The 14,662-nt window shown below is 68.8% G+C and carries 6 protein-coding genes, 1 tRNA gene and 1 rRNA gene; 1 reads left to right on the forward strand and 7 read right to left on the reverse strand.

All coding sequences use genetic code 11. From position 1 onward, the window contains the following. Positions 1-107: 107 nt before the first annotated feature. The 4 genes from ACFVXC_RS33565 to ACFVXC_RS33580 form a co-directional block, all read right to left on the reverse strand. The gene (locus ACFVXC_RS33565; protein WP_389913193.1) at positions 108-1,019 is read right to left on the reverse strand and encodes a helix-turn-helix domain-containing protein; all 912 of its coding nucleotides are present in this window, start codon (positions 1,017-1,019) and stop codon (positions 108-110) included. Positions 1,020-1,207: 188 nt separating this feature from the next. Next, positions 1,208-3,991: a DNA translocase FtsK gene (locus tag ACFVXC_RS33570; protein WP_389913196.1), complete on the reverse strand. Its 2,784-nt coding sequence runs from the start codon at positions 3,989-3,991 to the stop codon at positions 1,208-1,210. A gap of 170 nt (positions 3,992-4,161) precedes the next feature. After that, the gene (locus ACFVXC_RS33575; RefSeq protein WP_389913199.1) at positions 4,162-4,845 is read right to left on the reverse strand and encodes a two-component system response regulator; all 684 of its coding nucleotides are present in this window, start codon (positions 4,843-4,845) and stop codon (positions 4,162-4,164) included. Positions 4,846-5,089: 244 nt separating this feature from the next. Continuing rightward, on the reverse strand, positions 5,090-10,615 hold the full coding sequence (locus ACFVXC_RS33580; RefSeq protein ID WP_389913202.1) for a HAMP domain-containing protein: 5,526 nt from the start codon (positions 10,613-10,615) through the stop codon (positions 5,090-5,092). A gap of 274 nt (positions 10,616-10,889) precedes the next feature. Between ACFVXC_RS33580 and ACFVXC_RS33585 the strand changes: the two genes are divergently transcribed. After that, the gene (locus ACFVXC_RS33585; RefSeq protein WP_389913205.1) at positions 10,890-13,553 is read left to right on the forward strand and encodes a SpoIIE family protein phosphatase; all 2,664 of its coding nucleotides are present in this window, start codon (positions 10,890-10,892) and stop codon (positions 13,551-13,553) included. 86 nt (positions 13,554-13,639) lie between these two features. Here the strand turns inward: ACFVXC_RS33585 and ACFVXC_RS33590 are convergent. The 3 genes from ACFVXC_RS33590 to rrf all read right to left on the reverse strand — a co-directional run. Continuing rightward, positions 13,640-13,712, reverse strand: a tRNA-Thr gene (locus ACFVXC_RS33590). Between the two features lie 86 nt (positions 13,713-13,798). After that, the gene (locus tag ACFVXC_RS33595) at positions 13,799-14,461 is read right to left on the reverse strand and encodes a DegT/DnrJ/EryC1/StrS family aminotransferase (RefSeq protein ID WP_389913208.1); all 663 of its coding nucleotides are present in this window, start codon (positions 14,459-14,461) and stop codon (positions 13,799-13,801) included. A gap of 114 nt (positions 14,462-14,575) precedes the next feature. Next, positions 14,576-14,662 (reverse strand): 5S ribosomal RNA (rrf, locus tag ACFVXC_RS33600); the annotation flags it as partial.

The following is a 14,662-nucleotide window of genomic DNA, read 5'->3' on the forward strand; positions in this document are numbered from 1 at the left end:
CAAGACTACTTTGTCCCTGCCCGGGCCCCCGCCGCGAGGGTCCGGGCCCTCACCACAAGGCCTTACACGGCTCGCGGAGCTGACGCGGCTGACGCACCTGACGCAGCTCAGCCGACCTCGGGATCGCCCTTGGTGTAGGTGAGCCGCTCGACCTGGCCGGGGTCGAACTCGTTCTGGACCGCCTTGCCGTTCACGTACAGCTTGATCGCGCCCGCGTCACCGAGGACCAGGTCGATCTTCTGCTTGTCCTGGAAGGTCTTCGACTTGCCCTCCTCCAGGACGCCGTCGAAGAGCGTCCGGCCGCTGTGGTCCTTGGCCGAGATCCAACTGCGGCCGTCCGATGCGTTGACCTTGACCGTGACCTTGTCCCGGGGGGCGCCGGCGATCGCGCTGTCCGAGGGGTCCGGCTTGGGGTCGGCGGGCTTGTCGGGCGCGGGCTTCTTCGTGGCGGGCTTGGTGGTGGCGGGCGTGGAACCCTCGGCGACCTGCGACTTCGACCCGTTGCTGTCGTCGCCCCCGCTGAACGCGGTGAAGCCGACGAAACCGATGACGGCGACGATCGCGGCGACCATGGCGGCGGTCCAGTTGGGACGGCGCGGATCGGACCTGATCCGCTCGGCCTCGAAGAGCGGCGCCGCCGGGGTCGGCGCGGGCGGCCGGCCGCCGTGCGCCTCGTCGTACTGGGCAAGGAGCAGGGCGGGATCGAGCCCCACGGCGCGTGCGAGCGTCCGGATGTGACCGCGGGCGTACACATCTCCGCCACATCGGGAGAAGTCGTCCTGTTCGATCGCGTGCACGATCGGGATCCGCACCCGGGTGGACGTGCTGATCTCGTCGACGGTCAGGCCCGCGTCGACGCGGGCCTGCTGCAGCATACGGCCGATCGAGGGCCGGTCCTCCGCCGGCGCGGGCCGGTCGTCTGCCGGACTCTCAGCTGCCGGAAGGCTCTCGGCAGGCTGGTCGTCGGTGGGTCGGTGGTCTGAAGGGCGGTCGTCTTCAGGGGAGTTGCCGATGGACACGGGGGCGCCTTTCGAGCGTGTAGCCACCTGCCGGATGTTCAGTCTAGGGGGGTTCGCGAAGGGTGGGGCAACTGGGCGACGGACTTTGTACGCCATCGGAATGGCGGCACATCCTGATGGTGGGGCATGGTGCTGTCCCTCCCCTCAACTTGACGTATGTCGAAGGGAAACGGTTGCCTGCCGCACCCTTATGGGTGAGCCTCCCCGCGGATCACGGCCAGCACGCCATCCAGCTCATCAGGTTTCACAAGAACGTCACGGGCCTTGGAGCCCTCGCTCGGCCCCACGATGCCGCGCGACTCCATCAGGTCCATGAGCCGTCCGGCCTTCGCGAAGCCGACGCGCAGCTTGCGCTGGAGCATCGACGTGGACCCGAACTGAGTGGAAACCACCAGCTCAGCGGCCTGGCAGAGCAGATCGAGATCGTCGCCGATGTCCTCGTCGATCTCCTTCTTCTGCTTGGTGGCCACGGTGACGTCCTCCCGGAAGACGGGCGCCATCTGGTCCTTGCAGTGCTGGACGACCGCGTGGATCTCGTCCTCGGTGACGAAGGCGCCCTGCATTCGGGTGGGCTTGTTCGCGCCCATCGGCAGGAAGAGCCCGTCACCCTTGCCGATCAGCTTCTCGGCACCCGGCTGGTCGAGGATGACGCGGCTGTCGGCGAGCGAGGAGGTCGCGAAGGCGAGCCGTGAGGGCACGTTCGCCTTGATCAGACCGGTCACGACGTCCACGGACGGCCGCTGCGTGGCAAGCACCAGGTGGATGCCCGCCGCGCGCGCCAGCTGCGTGATGCGCACGATCGAGTCCTCGACGTCGCGCGGGGCGACCATCATCAGGTCGGCGAGCTCGTCGACGATCACCAGTAGGTACGGATACGGGGTGAGCTCCCGCTCACTGCCCTCGGGCGTCTTGAGCTTGCCCTCGCGGACGGCCTGGTTGAAGTCGTCGATGTGCCGGTAGCCGAACGCCGCGAGGTCGTCGTAGCGCAGGTCCATCTCGCGCACGACCCACTGGAGCGCCTCGGCGGCCCGCTTGGGGTTGGTGATGATCGGCGTGATCAGGTGCGGGATGCCCTCGTACGCGGTGAGCTCGACGCGCTTGGGGTCGACGAGGACCATCCGCACGTCCTCGGGGGTGGCCCGCATCATGATCGACGTGATCAGGCAGTTGATGCAGGACGACTTTCCGGAGCCGGTGGCTCCGGCGACCAGGATGTGCGGCATCTTCGCCATGTTGGCCATGACGAAGCCGCCCTCGACGTCCTTGCCGAGCGCGACCAGCATGGGGTGGTCGTCCTCGGCGGCGTCCGCGAGCCGCAGCACGTCGCCCACGTTGACCATCTCGCGGTCGGAGTTCGGGATCTCGATGCCGACCGCGGATTTGCCGGGGATGGGGCTGATGATGCGGACGTCGGGGCTCGCGACCGCGTACGCGATGTTCTTGGCCAGAGCCGTGATCTTCTCGACCTTCACGGCCGGGCCCAGCTCGATCTCATACCGCGTGACCGTCGGGCCGCGCGTGAAGCCGGTGACGTCGGCGTCGACCTTGAACTCACTGAAGACAGTGCTGAGCGAGGCGACGACCGCGTCGTTGGCGGCGCTGCGGGACTTGCCGGGGCCACCGCGCTCGAGCAGGTCGAGCGTGGGCAGCGAGTACGTGATGTCCCCCGCGAGCTGCAGCTGCTCGGCGCGCGGCGGCAGGTCCCGGGGCTTGTCCGACGGGGCCTTGGTCAGGTCCGGCACTCCGGAGTCGTCGGACTCACCGGGCTTCTTGCGACGTACGCCGGGCGGCGGGCCGTCCTTGGCGCGGGCGGGACTGTCCGTGGCGCGCGCGGTCGGCACCGGCGCGGAGGTCTCCGCGGGCTGCTCATCGCGTTCGCGCTCCCCGGAGACGCCCTGCGTGAGGTCGGCTACCAGCGGCGAGGGCGGCATGCCGTGCAGGACTGCGCCGTCCAGGGCGGCGGCAGCGGCGGCGGCCACGTCCACCGCGTCCATCGGCCGGTCCAGAGAGGGCTGGGACGCCCTGCGGGGCCTGCGCCGCCGGGTGAGCGCCTCCTCCTCCGCCTGGTCCGGGTCGTACGCCTCAGGGGCCTCGGAGCGCCTGCGCGAGCGGGCGGGCAGCGCCTCGCGCCACTGCTCCTCGTACCGCTCGTCGTCCCCGTAGTCCCCGTGCGCCTCTTCCGGTGCCGCCTGGACGACGCCGAGCTTGGTGCCGAGCAGCCGCAGCCGCTGCGGGATGGCGTTGACGGGCGTCGCCGTGACCACGAGGAGTCCGAAGACGGTCAGCAGGACGAGCAGCGGTACGGCAAGGACCTCGCCCATGGTGAAGATCAGCGGAGTGGACGTGGCCCAGCCGATGAGGCCGCCGGCGTCCCTTATGGCCTCCATGCCGTCCGCACGGGCGGGCGAACCGCACGCGATGTGCACCTGGCCGAGCACGCCGATGACGAGGGCGGACAGGCCGATCACGATGCGGCCGTTCGCCTCGGGCTTCTCGGGGTGCCGGATGAGGCGTACGCCGATGACCGCGAGCAGTATCGGGAGCAGCAGATCGAGGCGGCCGAAGGCGCCGGTCACCAGCATCTCGACGAGGTCACCGACGGGGCCGCGCAGATTCGACCACGTACCCGCGGCGACGATCAGGGCGACACCGAGCAGCAGCAGCGCGACGCCGTCCTTGCGGTGCGCCGGGTCGAGCCCCTTCGCGCCACGCCCTATGCCACGGAACAGGGCACCCACGCTGTGCGCGAGACCCAGCCAGAGGGCGCGCGCGAGGCGGTAGACGCCGCCCGTGGGACTGGGCGCGGGCTTGGGTGCGGGCTTCTTGGCCACGGCTTTCTTGGCGGGCGCCTTCTTCGCCGGAGCCTTCTTGGGCGGCGGCTTCTTGGCGGCGGCCTTCTTCGCCGGAGCCTTTGTGGGCGCGGCCGCCTTCTTCGCGGGCGTCTTCTTGGCTGCGGACGGACGTGAGGCCATGGGTCCGAGGTTACCGGTGGAGACCACTGCGGACACGTGTGCCCACCGCTTCACCCGTTTGTGTCGCCCTTGCGGAGGCGGTGAACTGACGGATGTTCACCGCCTCCGGTCCTGAAGATTCCGGATGTTCACCACCCCCGGCACCGCTCCGCCCGGTGTCCGCGCCGCACTCAGCTCTGCGAGGACACCGAAGGAGCACCGCTGCCGGTGCCCGGCTCCAAGGCGTCAAGAGCCCGCCGCAAACCGGTGAGTTTGCGTTCGAGATGAGCCGCGGTGGCGACCGCGGCGGCATCCGCCGAGTCCTCGTCGAGCTGCTTGGAGAGCGCCTCCGCCTGTTCCTCGACGGCCGCCAGGCGCGCGGAGAGCTCCGCGAGAAGCCCTGCGGGCTCCTTGGCGTCACCCGCCGCGGACTTGCCGCCGCCTTCGAGCTGGAGACGCAGCAGGGCCGCCTGCTCCCGCAGTTGGCAGTTCTTCATGTACAGCTCGACGAACACCGAGACCTTCGCGCGCAACACCCACGGATCGAAGGGCTTGGAGATGTAGTCCACCGCACCCGCCGCGTAACCCCGGAACGTGTGGTGCGGACCGTGGTTGATGGCGGTGAGGAAGATGATCGGGATGTCCCGGGTCCGTTCCCGCCGCTTGATGTGCGCGGCGGTCTCGAAACCGTCCATGCCCGGCATCTGGACATCCAGCAGGATGACCGCGAAGTCATCCGTCAGTAGTGCCTTGAGCGCTTCCTCCCCGGACGATGCCCGCACCAGGGTCTGATCGAGCGCAGAGAGGATGGCCTCCAGCGCCAGCAGATTCTCCGGCCGGTCATCGACCAGGAGGATCTTGGCCTTCTGCACCATGGCCCGCCCTCCTCGCCCCGGCGGTACACCGGGCGCCGCCCCAGGGGACGACTCCCTTACGCCGTCCGTCCTTGTGCCGGTCATGGTAGCCGCACCCCGCCTGTCGCCACACCCTGTCACCGCGATGTCACTGTGCACGTAGCAGAAACGCGGTGGGAGACCAGAAGGTTCCCCGAATACCGTGGTTCTACACGACTTCGGCCACACTCTGTCAGCAACTCCGCGTAATGGAGCCTCTTCTCGGTCACTCCCCTCGCATCCACTGCTCCATCACCGACAGCAGATGATCCGGGTCGACCGGCTTCGTAACGTAATCGGATGCGCCGGAGTCGATGGCCTTCTCCCGATCACCCTTCATGGCCTTCGCCGTGAGCGCGATGATCGGGAGCCCGGCGAACTGCGGCATCCTGCGGATCGCCGTCGTCGTCGCGTACCCGTCCATCTCCGGCATCATGATGTCCATCAGGACGACCGTCACGTCGTCGTGCTGTTCCAGGACCTCGATGCCCTCACGGCCGTTCTCCGCGTAGAGGACCGAGAGCCCGTGCTGCTCCAGGACGCTGGTGAGCGCGAACACATTGCGGATGTCGTCGTCGACGATGAGAACCTTCTCACCGCCGAAGTGATAGCCGGGACGGGCCTCGGACCTCTCCTGCCCCGCGGTCGGCCACTGCTCCTGCGAGCGCGCCTCCGCGGGCTCCGGGACGCCCTGCCCGGGCAGCACGGGCGGCTGCTCCGACGAGGCGTGCGCGGCACGGCGGCGGCGCCTGAAGAGCGTGCCTGCCCCGGGCATCTCCTCCGCCCTCGGCGGCGGGGCCGCTTCGCTCTGGGGCGGCTGCTCGGCCGCGGGTGCGGCCGTGGACGCCCCCTCCTCCAGGGCGGGCCGCGCGGGGGTTCCCGGCAGGGGTGCCAGCTGCGTGTAGCCCTGGGGCGGCAGTTCGCTCGGGTGCAGCGGCAAATAGAGCGTGAACGTCGAGCCGCGGCCCGGTTCGCTCGCCGCGTGGATCTCTCCGCCGAGGAGACGCGCGATCTCCCGGCTGATGGAGAGCCCGAGTCCCGTACCGCCGTACTTCCTGCTCGTCGTGCCGTCGGCCTGCTTGAACGCCTCGAAGATCACCCGCATCTTGCTGCCCGCGATCCCGATGCCGGTGTCGCTCACCGAGAAGGCGATCAGATCCGCGTCCGCGTCCCGCAGCGAACCCGCCTCCAGGAGCTGTTCGCGGATGGCGTTGGGCACATCGGCGTTCGCGTGCCGGATCACCAGCTCGACCGCTCCGGAGTCGGTGAACTTCACCGCGTTGGACAGGAGGTTGCGAAGCACCTGAAGGAGCCGCTGCTCGTCCGTGTGCAGGGTCGCCGGCAGCTCCGGAGACACGCGTACGGAGAAGTCGAGCCCCTTCTCCGCGGTCAACGGCCGGAAAGTGGCCTCTACGTAGTCCACGAGTTGGACGAGGGCGATGCGCGTCGGGGAGACGTCCATCTTGCCGGCCTCGACCTTGGACAGGTCGAGGATGTCGTTGATCAGCTGCAGCAGGTCCGAGCCCGCCCCGTGGATCGTCTCGGCGAACTCCACCTGCTTGGGGGTGAGGTTCGCGTCGGCGTTGTCGGCGAGCAACTTGGCCAGGATCAGCAGCGAGTTGAGCGGCGTACGCAGCTCGTGCGACATGTTCGCCAGGAACTCGGACTTGTACCGCATCGACACGGCGAGCTGTTCGGCGCGCTCCTCCAGTACCTGCCTGGCCTCTTCGATCTCGGTGTTCTTGACCTCGATGTCGCGGTTCTGCTGGGCGAGCAGCTCGGCCTTCTCCTCCAGTTCGGCGTTGGAGTCCTGCAGTGCCTTCTGCCGGTTCTCCAACTCCGCCGACCGTTCCCGCAGTTGCTCGGTGAGTTCCTGCGACTGCCTGAGCAGCACCTCGGTCTTCGTGTTGACGCTGATGGTGTTGACGCTCGTCGCGATCATCTCGGCGATCTGGCTGAGGAAGTCCTTCTGGATCTGCGTGAAGGGCTGGAAGGCGGCCAGCTCGATCACACCGAGGACGGTCCCTTCGAAGAGCACCGGAAGGACGATCACCTGGGCGGGCGGTGCCTCGCCGAGACCGGAGGCGATCCGCAGATAGCCGGACGGCGCGTTCTCCACGAGGATCGTGCGCCGCTCCTGTGCCGCCGTGCCGATGAGCGTCTCGCCGGGCCGGAAGGACGTCGGCATGGATCCCATGGAGTAGCCGTAACTGCCCATCATGCGCAGTTCGTACGCGTCTCCTTGCTCGGCGCCGGGCTCCGGGGCGTCCTCCGTGGGCAGCGCCAGGAAGAAGGCGCCGTGCTGCGCGGAGACCACCGGCGTCAGCTCGCTCATGATCAGCGAGGCGACGTCGTCCAGGTCGCGGCGGCCCTGCATCAGGCCGGAGATGCGGGCCAGGTTGCCCTTGAGCCAGTCCTGTTCCTTGTTGGCCAGGGTGGTGTCGCGGAGGTTGGCGATCATCGAGTTGATGTTGTCCTGAAGGACCTGGATCTCGCCCGCCGCGTCGACGTCGATCTTCAGGTTCAGGTCGCCGCGCGTCACCGCGGTGGCGACCTCGGCGATGGCGCGCACCTGACGCGTCAGGTTCCCCGCCATCTCGTTCACGGACTCGGTGAGGTCGCGCCACGTGCCGTCGACGTCCCGCACCCGTGCCTGACCGCCCAGCTGCCCTTCCGTGCCCACCTCGCGGGCCACCCGCGTGACCTGCTCGGCGAAGGACGACAGCTGATCGACCATGGTGTTGATGGTGGTCTTCAGCTCCAGGATCTCGCCCCGGGCGTCGATGTCGATCTTCTTGGTCAGGTCGCCCTTGGCGATCGCGGTGGTGACCATCGCGATGTTGCGGACCTGGCCGGTGAGATTGGAGGCCATGCCGTTCACGGACTCCGTCAGGTCCTTCCACGTACCCGAGACTCCGGGCACACGGGCCTGACCGCCGAGGATGCCGTCCGTGCCCACCTCGCGGGCCACCCGGGTCACCTCGTCCGCGAACGAACTCAGTGTCTTCACCATCGTGTTGACGGTGTCGGCGAGCTGCGCGACCTCACCGCGCGCCTCGACGGTGACCTTCTTGGTGAGGTCTCCGTTGGCGACCGCCGCCGCGACCTGGGAGATGTTGCGCACCTGGCCGGTCAGGTTGTTCGCCATCAGGTTGACGTTGTCGCTGAGGTCCTTCCAGGTACCGGTGACGCCCGGGACCCGCGCCTGGCCGCCCAGGTTGCCCTCCGTGCCCACCTCGCGGGCCACGCGGTTCACCTGCTCGGCGAAGTTGGAGAGCTGGTCGACCATCGTGTTCACGGTGGTGACGAGTTCGAGGATCTCGCCCTTGGCGTCGACGGTGATCTTCTTGGAGAGGTCGCCCATGGCGACGGCCGTGGTGACCTCGGCGATGTTGCGGACCTGAAGGGTCAGGTTGTTCGCCATGCCGTTCACGGACTGCGTGAGGTCCTTCCAGGTGCCGGAGACACCCTGCACCTCGGCCTGACCGCCCAGGATGCCGTCGGTGCCCACCTCACGGGCCACCCGCGTCACCTGCTCGGCGAAGGCGGAGAGCTGGTCCACCATCGTGTTGAGGGTGTTCTTCAGCTCCAGGATCTCGCCACGCGCGTCCACGTCGATCTTCTGCGACAGATCACCCCGCGCCACCGCGGTCGCGACCTGAGCGATGTTGCGGACCTGAGCGGTGAGGTTGCCGGCCATGCCGTTCACCGAGTCGGTCAGATCACGCCATACTCCGGCCACGCCCGGCACCTGCGCCTGACCGCCGAGGCGGCCTTCCGTGCCCACCTCGCGGGCCACCCGGGTCACCTGGTCGGCGAAGGCGGAGAGCTGGTCGACCATCGTGTTGATGGTGTTCTTCAGCTCCAGGATCTCGCCACGCGCGTCCACGTCGATCTTCTGCGACAGATCGCCCCGGGCCACCGCCGTCGTGACCTGGGCGATCTGACGCACCTGCGACGTCAGGTTCCCGGCCATGAAGTTGACGGAGTCGGTGAGTTCCTTCCACGTGCCACTGACACCGTCCACGCGCGCCTGACCGCCGAGGCGGCCTTCGGTGCCCACGTCGCGCGCCATCCGCGTGACCTGATCGGCGAAGGACGACAGCTGGTCCACCATCGTGTTCACGGTGTTCTTCAACTGAAGCATCTCGCCGGAAACGTCGACGGTGACCTTCTGCGACAGATCACCGTTGGCGACCGCCGTCGTCACCTGCGCGATGTTGCGGACCTGGCCCGTGAGGTTGCGGAAGGCGGTGTTGACCGAGTCCGTGAGGTCCTTCCACGTACCGGCCGCACCCTGCACCTGCGCCTGGCCGCCCAGCTCACCCTCGACGCCGATCTCCCGCGCCACACGTGTCACTTCGGCACCGAAGGCGGAGAGCTGGTCCACCATGGTGTTCACGGTGTTCTTCAGCTCGAGCATCTCGCCCGCGACATCGACGGTGACCTTCTGCGAGAGATCACCGTTGGCGACCGCCGTCGTCACCGTGGCGATGTCCCGCACCTGCGTGGTGAGGTTCCGGAAGACCGTGTTCACCGAGTCGGTGAGGTCCTTCCACGTCCCCGCCGCGCCCGGCACATTCGCCTGACCGCCCAGCTGCCCCTCGGCGCCGACCTCGTTCGCCACCCGGGTGACCTCGTCGGCGAACGTACGCAGCGTCTCGGTCATCTGGTTGATGGTCTCGGCGAGTTGGGCGACTTCGCCGCGCGCGCTGACCGTCACCTTCTGGGACAGATCGCCGTTCGCGACGGCCGTCGTGACCTGGGCGATCCCACGCACCTGTGCGGTGAGGTTGCCGGCCATGAGATTCACCGAATCGGTGAGGTCCTTCCACACTCCCGCCACACCGGGCACCTGCGCCTGGCCGCCGAGCTCGCCCTCCGTGCCGACCTCGCGCGCGACACGGGTCACCTCGGAGGAGAACGACGAGAGCTGGTCCACCATCGTGTTGACGGTGTTCTTCAGCTCCAGCATCTCGCCCGCGACGTGAACCGTCACCTTCCGGGACAAGTCACCCTTGGCGACCGCCGTCGTGACGAGAGCAATGTCACGCACCTGCGCGGTGAGCCGGTACGCCATGGTGTTCACCGAATCCGTGAGATCCTTCCACGAACCGGACATTCCACGTACCCGCGCCTGACCGCCCAGCTTGCCCTCGGTGCCCACCTCGCTGGCCACCCGCGTGACCTCGTCGGTGAACGTCGAGAGCTGATCGACCAGATTGTTGACCGTCCGGCCGACCTTCAGGAACTCCCCGCGCAGCGGGTGGCCGTTCCCCTCGTCCGCCTGCGCCCGCAGCTCCATCCGCTGCTCCAGGTCGCCGTCCGCGACAGCGGAGAGCACCCTTCCGACTTCGGAGACCGGACGTACGAGATCGTCGACGAGCGCGTTGGACGCATCGATCGCATGTGCCCACGAGCCCTCACTGGCGCCGGTCTCGAGCCGCTCCGTGAGCTTTCCCTCACGACCGACCATGCGACGCACCCGGGAGATCTCACCCGTCAGATGCAGATTGCGATCGGCCACCTCGTTGAAGACGGCGGCGATCTCGGACATGACGTCGTCACCGGAGACCGTGAGCCGCTTGCGGAAGTTTCCGTCCCGCATGGCCGCGAGCGCCGCGAGCAGTCTGTTCAGGGCCGCCGTGTCCACAGACGTAGTCGCCCCGTGGCGCGGTTTGCGCTGTTTGCTCGTGGACTGTCCGTCTTTCGCACGCGTTTTAGTGCCCCGCGTCGCTGCGCCAGACTCCACTGTGTCCCTCCCGCAAGGGTCGACCGTACTGCTCGGGTTACCTGGGCTCTCTCCAAGAAGCTTGCCCAGTGTTTCACCATGGCTGAACCAGGCCATAACAGTTCGGCAGCTTCGCACACCGTCCGCACACCCTCCGGGCGGAAAACACTGACGACCGGCATCAGCTTGGACGGCGAAGGTAAGTAACCTGGCATCCGGCTGTCCAACCACCCCGGTCCTGCCCGGCCTGGGCGGTGGCACACGTACAAGCGGGCATCGGAGGGGCGGCCGCACCATGGTGGGAGATCTGGGCGTCGATACTCGTACGAGGAGTTCTGTGATCACCGCGCGCGCGGCTGCGACTTTCGACCCCGTCGGGCGTTCCGTCGCGACGGCACGCTCCTTTGTCCGCGACACCCTCCAGGGCTGGGGGTTCACGGACATCGTCGACGACGCCGTCGTCCTCACCAGCGAGCTGGTCACCAACGCGGTGGTGCACGCCGGAACCGCCGCGGACGTCCTCTGCCTGCGCAGCGACGACGCCGTACGCATCGAGGTGTCGGACCACTATCCGGAGCGCGAGATCCCGCTCCAGCAGTCCGCAGCGAACATGGGCAGCCCCGACCGCGAGGGCGGCCGCGGCCTCCAGCTGTGCGCGGCACTCGCCACCCGCTGGGGCGTCGACTACACCCCCGAGCACAAGCAGGTCTGGTTCCAACTCGACCTCCCCGACCGCTCGGTGGGCACCCGCGCCGCCGGCCCCGCGCTGCCGGCCGAGATGCTCCCGGTCACCGACGGCAGAGTCCGCGTCGCCGTCGTCCAGATCGACCGGGTCGGCGCGATCTCCGCCTGGAACGAAGACGCGGAAGAGCTCTTCGGGTACGTCGCCGAACAGGTCACCGGCAAACCCCTCACCGACCTGGCCGCCTGGCCGCACACCCCCGGCACGAGCACCGGCATCGTGGAGGCCCTGCGGCTCTCCCGCTGGGAGGGCAGCTACGGCATCCGCGGCTCCGACGGCCGCGTGACCCCCGTCTACGCCTCGCACCTGCGCGTCCGCGACGCCGACGGCGAACCGTCCACGGTCTGTCTGCTCGTCCGCGACGACGAGCGCGCCGTCCTGCAGACACCGCTGCGCGGCCCCGCCCCCGAGCCCGGGGTGCTCGCCGAGTCGCACACCGCCGACCCCTTCGAGGTCTTCATCGGCTCCCCGGCGCCGGACGACCTCGACGGTCTGCTCCAGCGCACGGTCGAGCGCGCCCGCGACATGCTCGACGGCGACGCCGCCTTCCTGCTCCTCGCCACGGACGACGAGACGGAGCTGGAGGTCCGCGCCTCCACAGGCCTTCCGTCGGCCCGCCAGCGCTTCGCCCGCGTCCCCGTGGAGGCGGGCCCCGGACGCTACGGCTCCGCCCGCATGCCGGCCGTACACGAGGACCTCACGGTCGTTCCCGGCGCCGTCCCGCTCCTCAACGGCACGGGCATGCGCTCCGTGGTCACAGTCCCCCTCAAGGTCGAAGGCCGCCTCACGGGCTCCCTCGGCGTCGCCGCCGAGTCCCCCGACCGCTACTCGAACGAAGAGGCCCTGCGCCTGCAGTTCGCCGCCGACCGCATCGCCCTGGCCGTCGAGTCCGCGCGCCTCGGCGAGCTCGAACGCCTGCGCCGCGGCTCGCTCTCCTTCCTCGTCGAGGCCTCCGATCTCCTCGCCGGCACCCTGGACCGCGACCAGACCCTGGCCCTCATGGCCCAGATGACCGTCCCGACCCTCGCCACCTGGTGCGCCGTCTACACCATCGCCGACCAGGCGTCCGAGCCCTATCTCTCGTACGTCCTCCATGAGGACGAGGAGCGCATCGACGGCCTGAAGGCCCTCCTCTCCAAGATCGCCCCTCCCGACCCCGTGCCGACCCCCGGAGCCCGCGTCTGGGCCGCACCCTCGGAAGCGGCCCACCAGGCCGCCCTGCGCACCTCCATGCGCAGCCTCGGCCTCGGTGAGCCCATGAGCCTGGGCTCCGGCATCGGCACGACGCTCTCCACGGCATCCGCGGTGGGCGGCGAGACGGTCGTCCTGCCCCTGGTCGCCCGGAACCGCGTCATCGGCATGCTCACGCTGGGCAAGCCCTCCGACGAACACTTCCGCCAAGAGATCCTGGAATTGGCCGAGGATCTGTCCCGCCGAGCGGCCCTCGCCCTGGACAACGCCCGCCTCTACTCCGAGCGCATGGCCATCAGCCAGTCCCTCCAGCGCAGCCTGCTGCCGCCGGGGCTCCCGCAGATCCCGGGCGTCGAGGTCGACGTCATCTACCGCGCGGCAGGCGAGGGCAATGAGGTCGGCGGCGACTTCTACGACCTCTTCCCCATCCGCGACGGCGCGTACGGCTTCGCGATCGGCGACGTCTGCGGAACGGGCCCGGAGGCCGCCGCGGTCACCGGCCTGGCCCGCCACGCCCTGCGCCTGCTCGCCCGCGAGGGCTTCGGCGGCCCGGCGGTCCTGGAGCGCCTGAACGCCGCGATCCTCGACGAGGGCGCCCGAAGCCGCTTCCTCACCCTCCTCTACGGGGAGTTGTGGCCGCAGGAGGACGGCTCGGCGGTCCTGAAGATCGTCTGCGCGGGACACCCGCTCCCGCTGCGCCTGCGCCAGGACGGCACGGTCGAGCCGTACGCGGAGCCGCAGCCGCTCCTGGGCGTCATGGACGACCTGGAGCTCTACGAACAGACGATGACGCTCGACCCAGGTGACGTCCTGCTCTGTGTGACGGACGGAGTCACCGAACGCCGCGAGGGCACACGCATGCTCGGCGACGACGGTCTCGCGGACGTCCTCACCACATGCACGGGCCTCACGGCGGGCGCGGTCGCGGCCCGCATCATGCGCGCGGTGGAGCGCTTCGCGACGGACGCCCCGTCGGACGACATGGCGATCCTCGCGATGCGGGTCCCCGGCATTCAGAAGGACTGAGAATTCCGCCCCGGGGGCCTACGGGCCCCCGGGAAACAAAAAATTCCCCGCCCAACTGGGCGGGGAATTTCCCGACTTACTCTCTGAGCCCCCAAGCGGAATCGAACCGCTGACCTTCTCCTTACCATGGAGACGCTCTACCGACTGAGCTATAGGGGCCTGTTGCGCTTTTGCGGTTTCCCGCTTCGCAACGGAATAAAGCATACCCCGAACTCGCGCCCGATCCGAACCGCGGTGAGCGCCCCTCAGAAGGCAGGCTGCAACAAACCTCCGAGCGCGTTGCACGCCGATACGACCCGCTGCAGTTCGCGCCGCGACATCGAAGCGCCGACCGGCAGCGACAGCGTCTCGTCCGCGGCACGCTCGGTCTCCGGCAGATACACGTCCCGCCAGAACTTCGGCGTGCGGTGGACGGGCGTCTTCACCGGCACCCGGCAGTCAACTCCCTTGGCCCGCACGGCACGCGCGAACGCGTCCCGGTCCGGCCGCCCGTTGCCGGGCACACGCACGACGTACTGCTGATAGCTGTGCCCCTCGACACCGTCCGGGGTGATCACACCGCCGAGCCGCCCACTCAGGTAGGTCGCGTGCCCACGCCGCTGCGCGAGCTCGTCGTAGGGTGCGTCCGACTCGCACTCCTCCAGCACGAGGATGCCGTGTCGCTGCCCGATGTCCCGAAGCCGCCTGACGTCGGCCGGGTGCCCGAAGCGGTGCACGACGGCCACAGCGGCCGTACGGGAGGTCACGGCGGCGTTCACCGCGTCAGGATCCAGGCAGTACGTCGCCCGGTCGATGTCCGCGAACACGGGCACGGCCCCTGCCAGGACCACGGCCTCGGCGATCTCGACGTTTCCGTATGCCGGCACGATGACCTCGTCACCTGCACCGACACCTGCGGCTCGCAACATGCCAACTGTCCCCATGCCTCAGATGCTGGCTGCGGAACGTGAACGGCAAGTGTCGCAAAACAAAAAAGAGCTGGTCCCTGAACCGAAGTTCAGGGACCAGCTCTTCTAATAATAGTTCGGCGGCGTCCTACTCTCCCACAGGGTCCCCCCTGCAGTACCATCGGCGCTGTGAGGCTTAGCTTCCGGGTTCGGAATGTAACC

It is taken from the genome of Streptomyces sp. NPDC058257 (assembly GCF_042881845.1).
Lineage (GTDB): Bacteria > Actinomycetota > Actinomycetes > Streptomycetales > Streptomycetaceae > Streptomyces.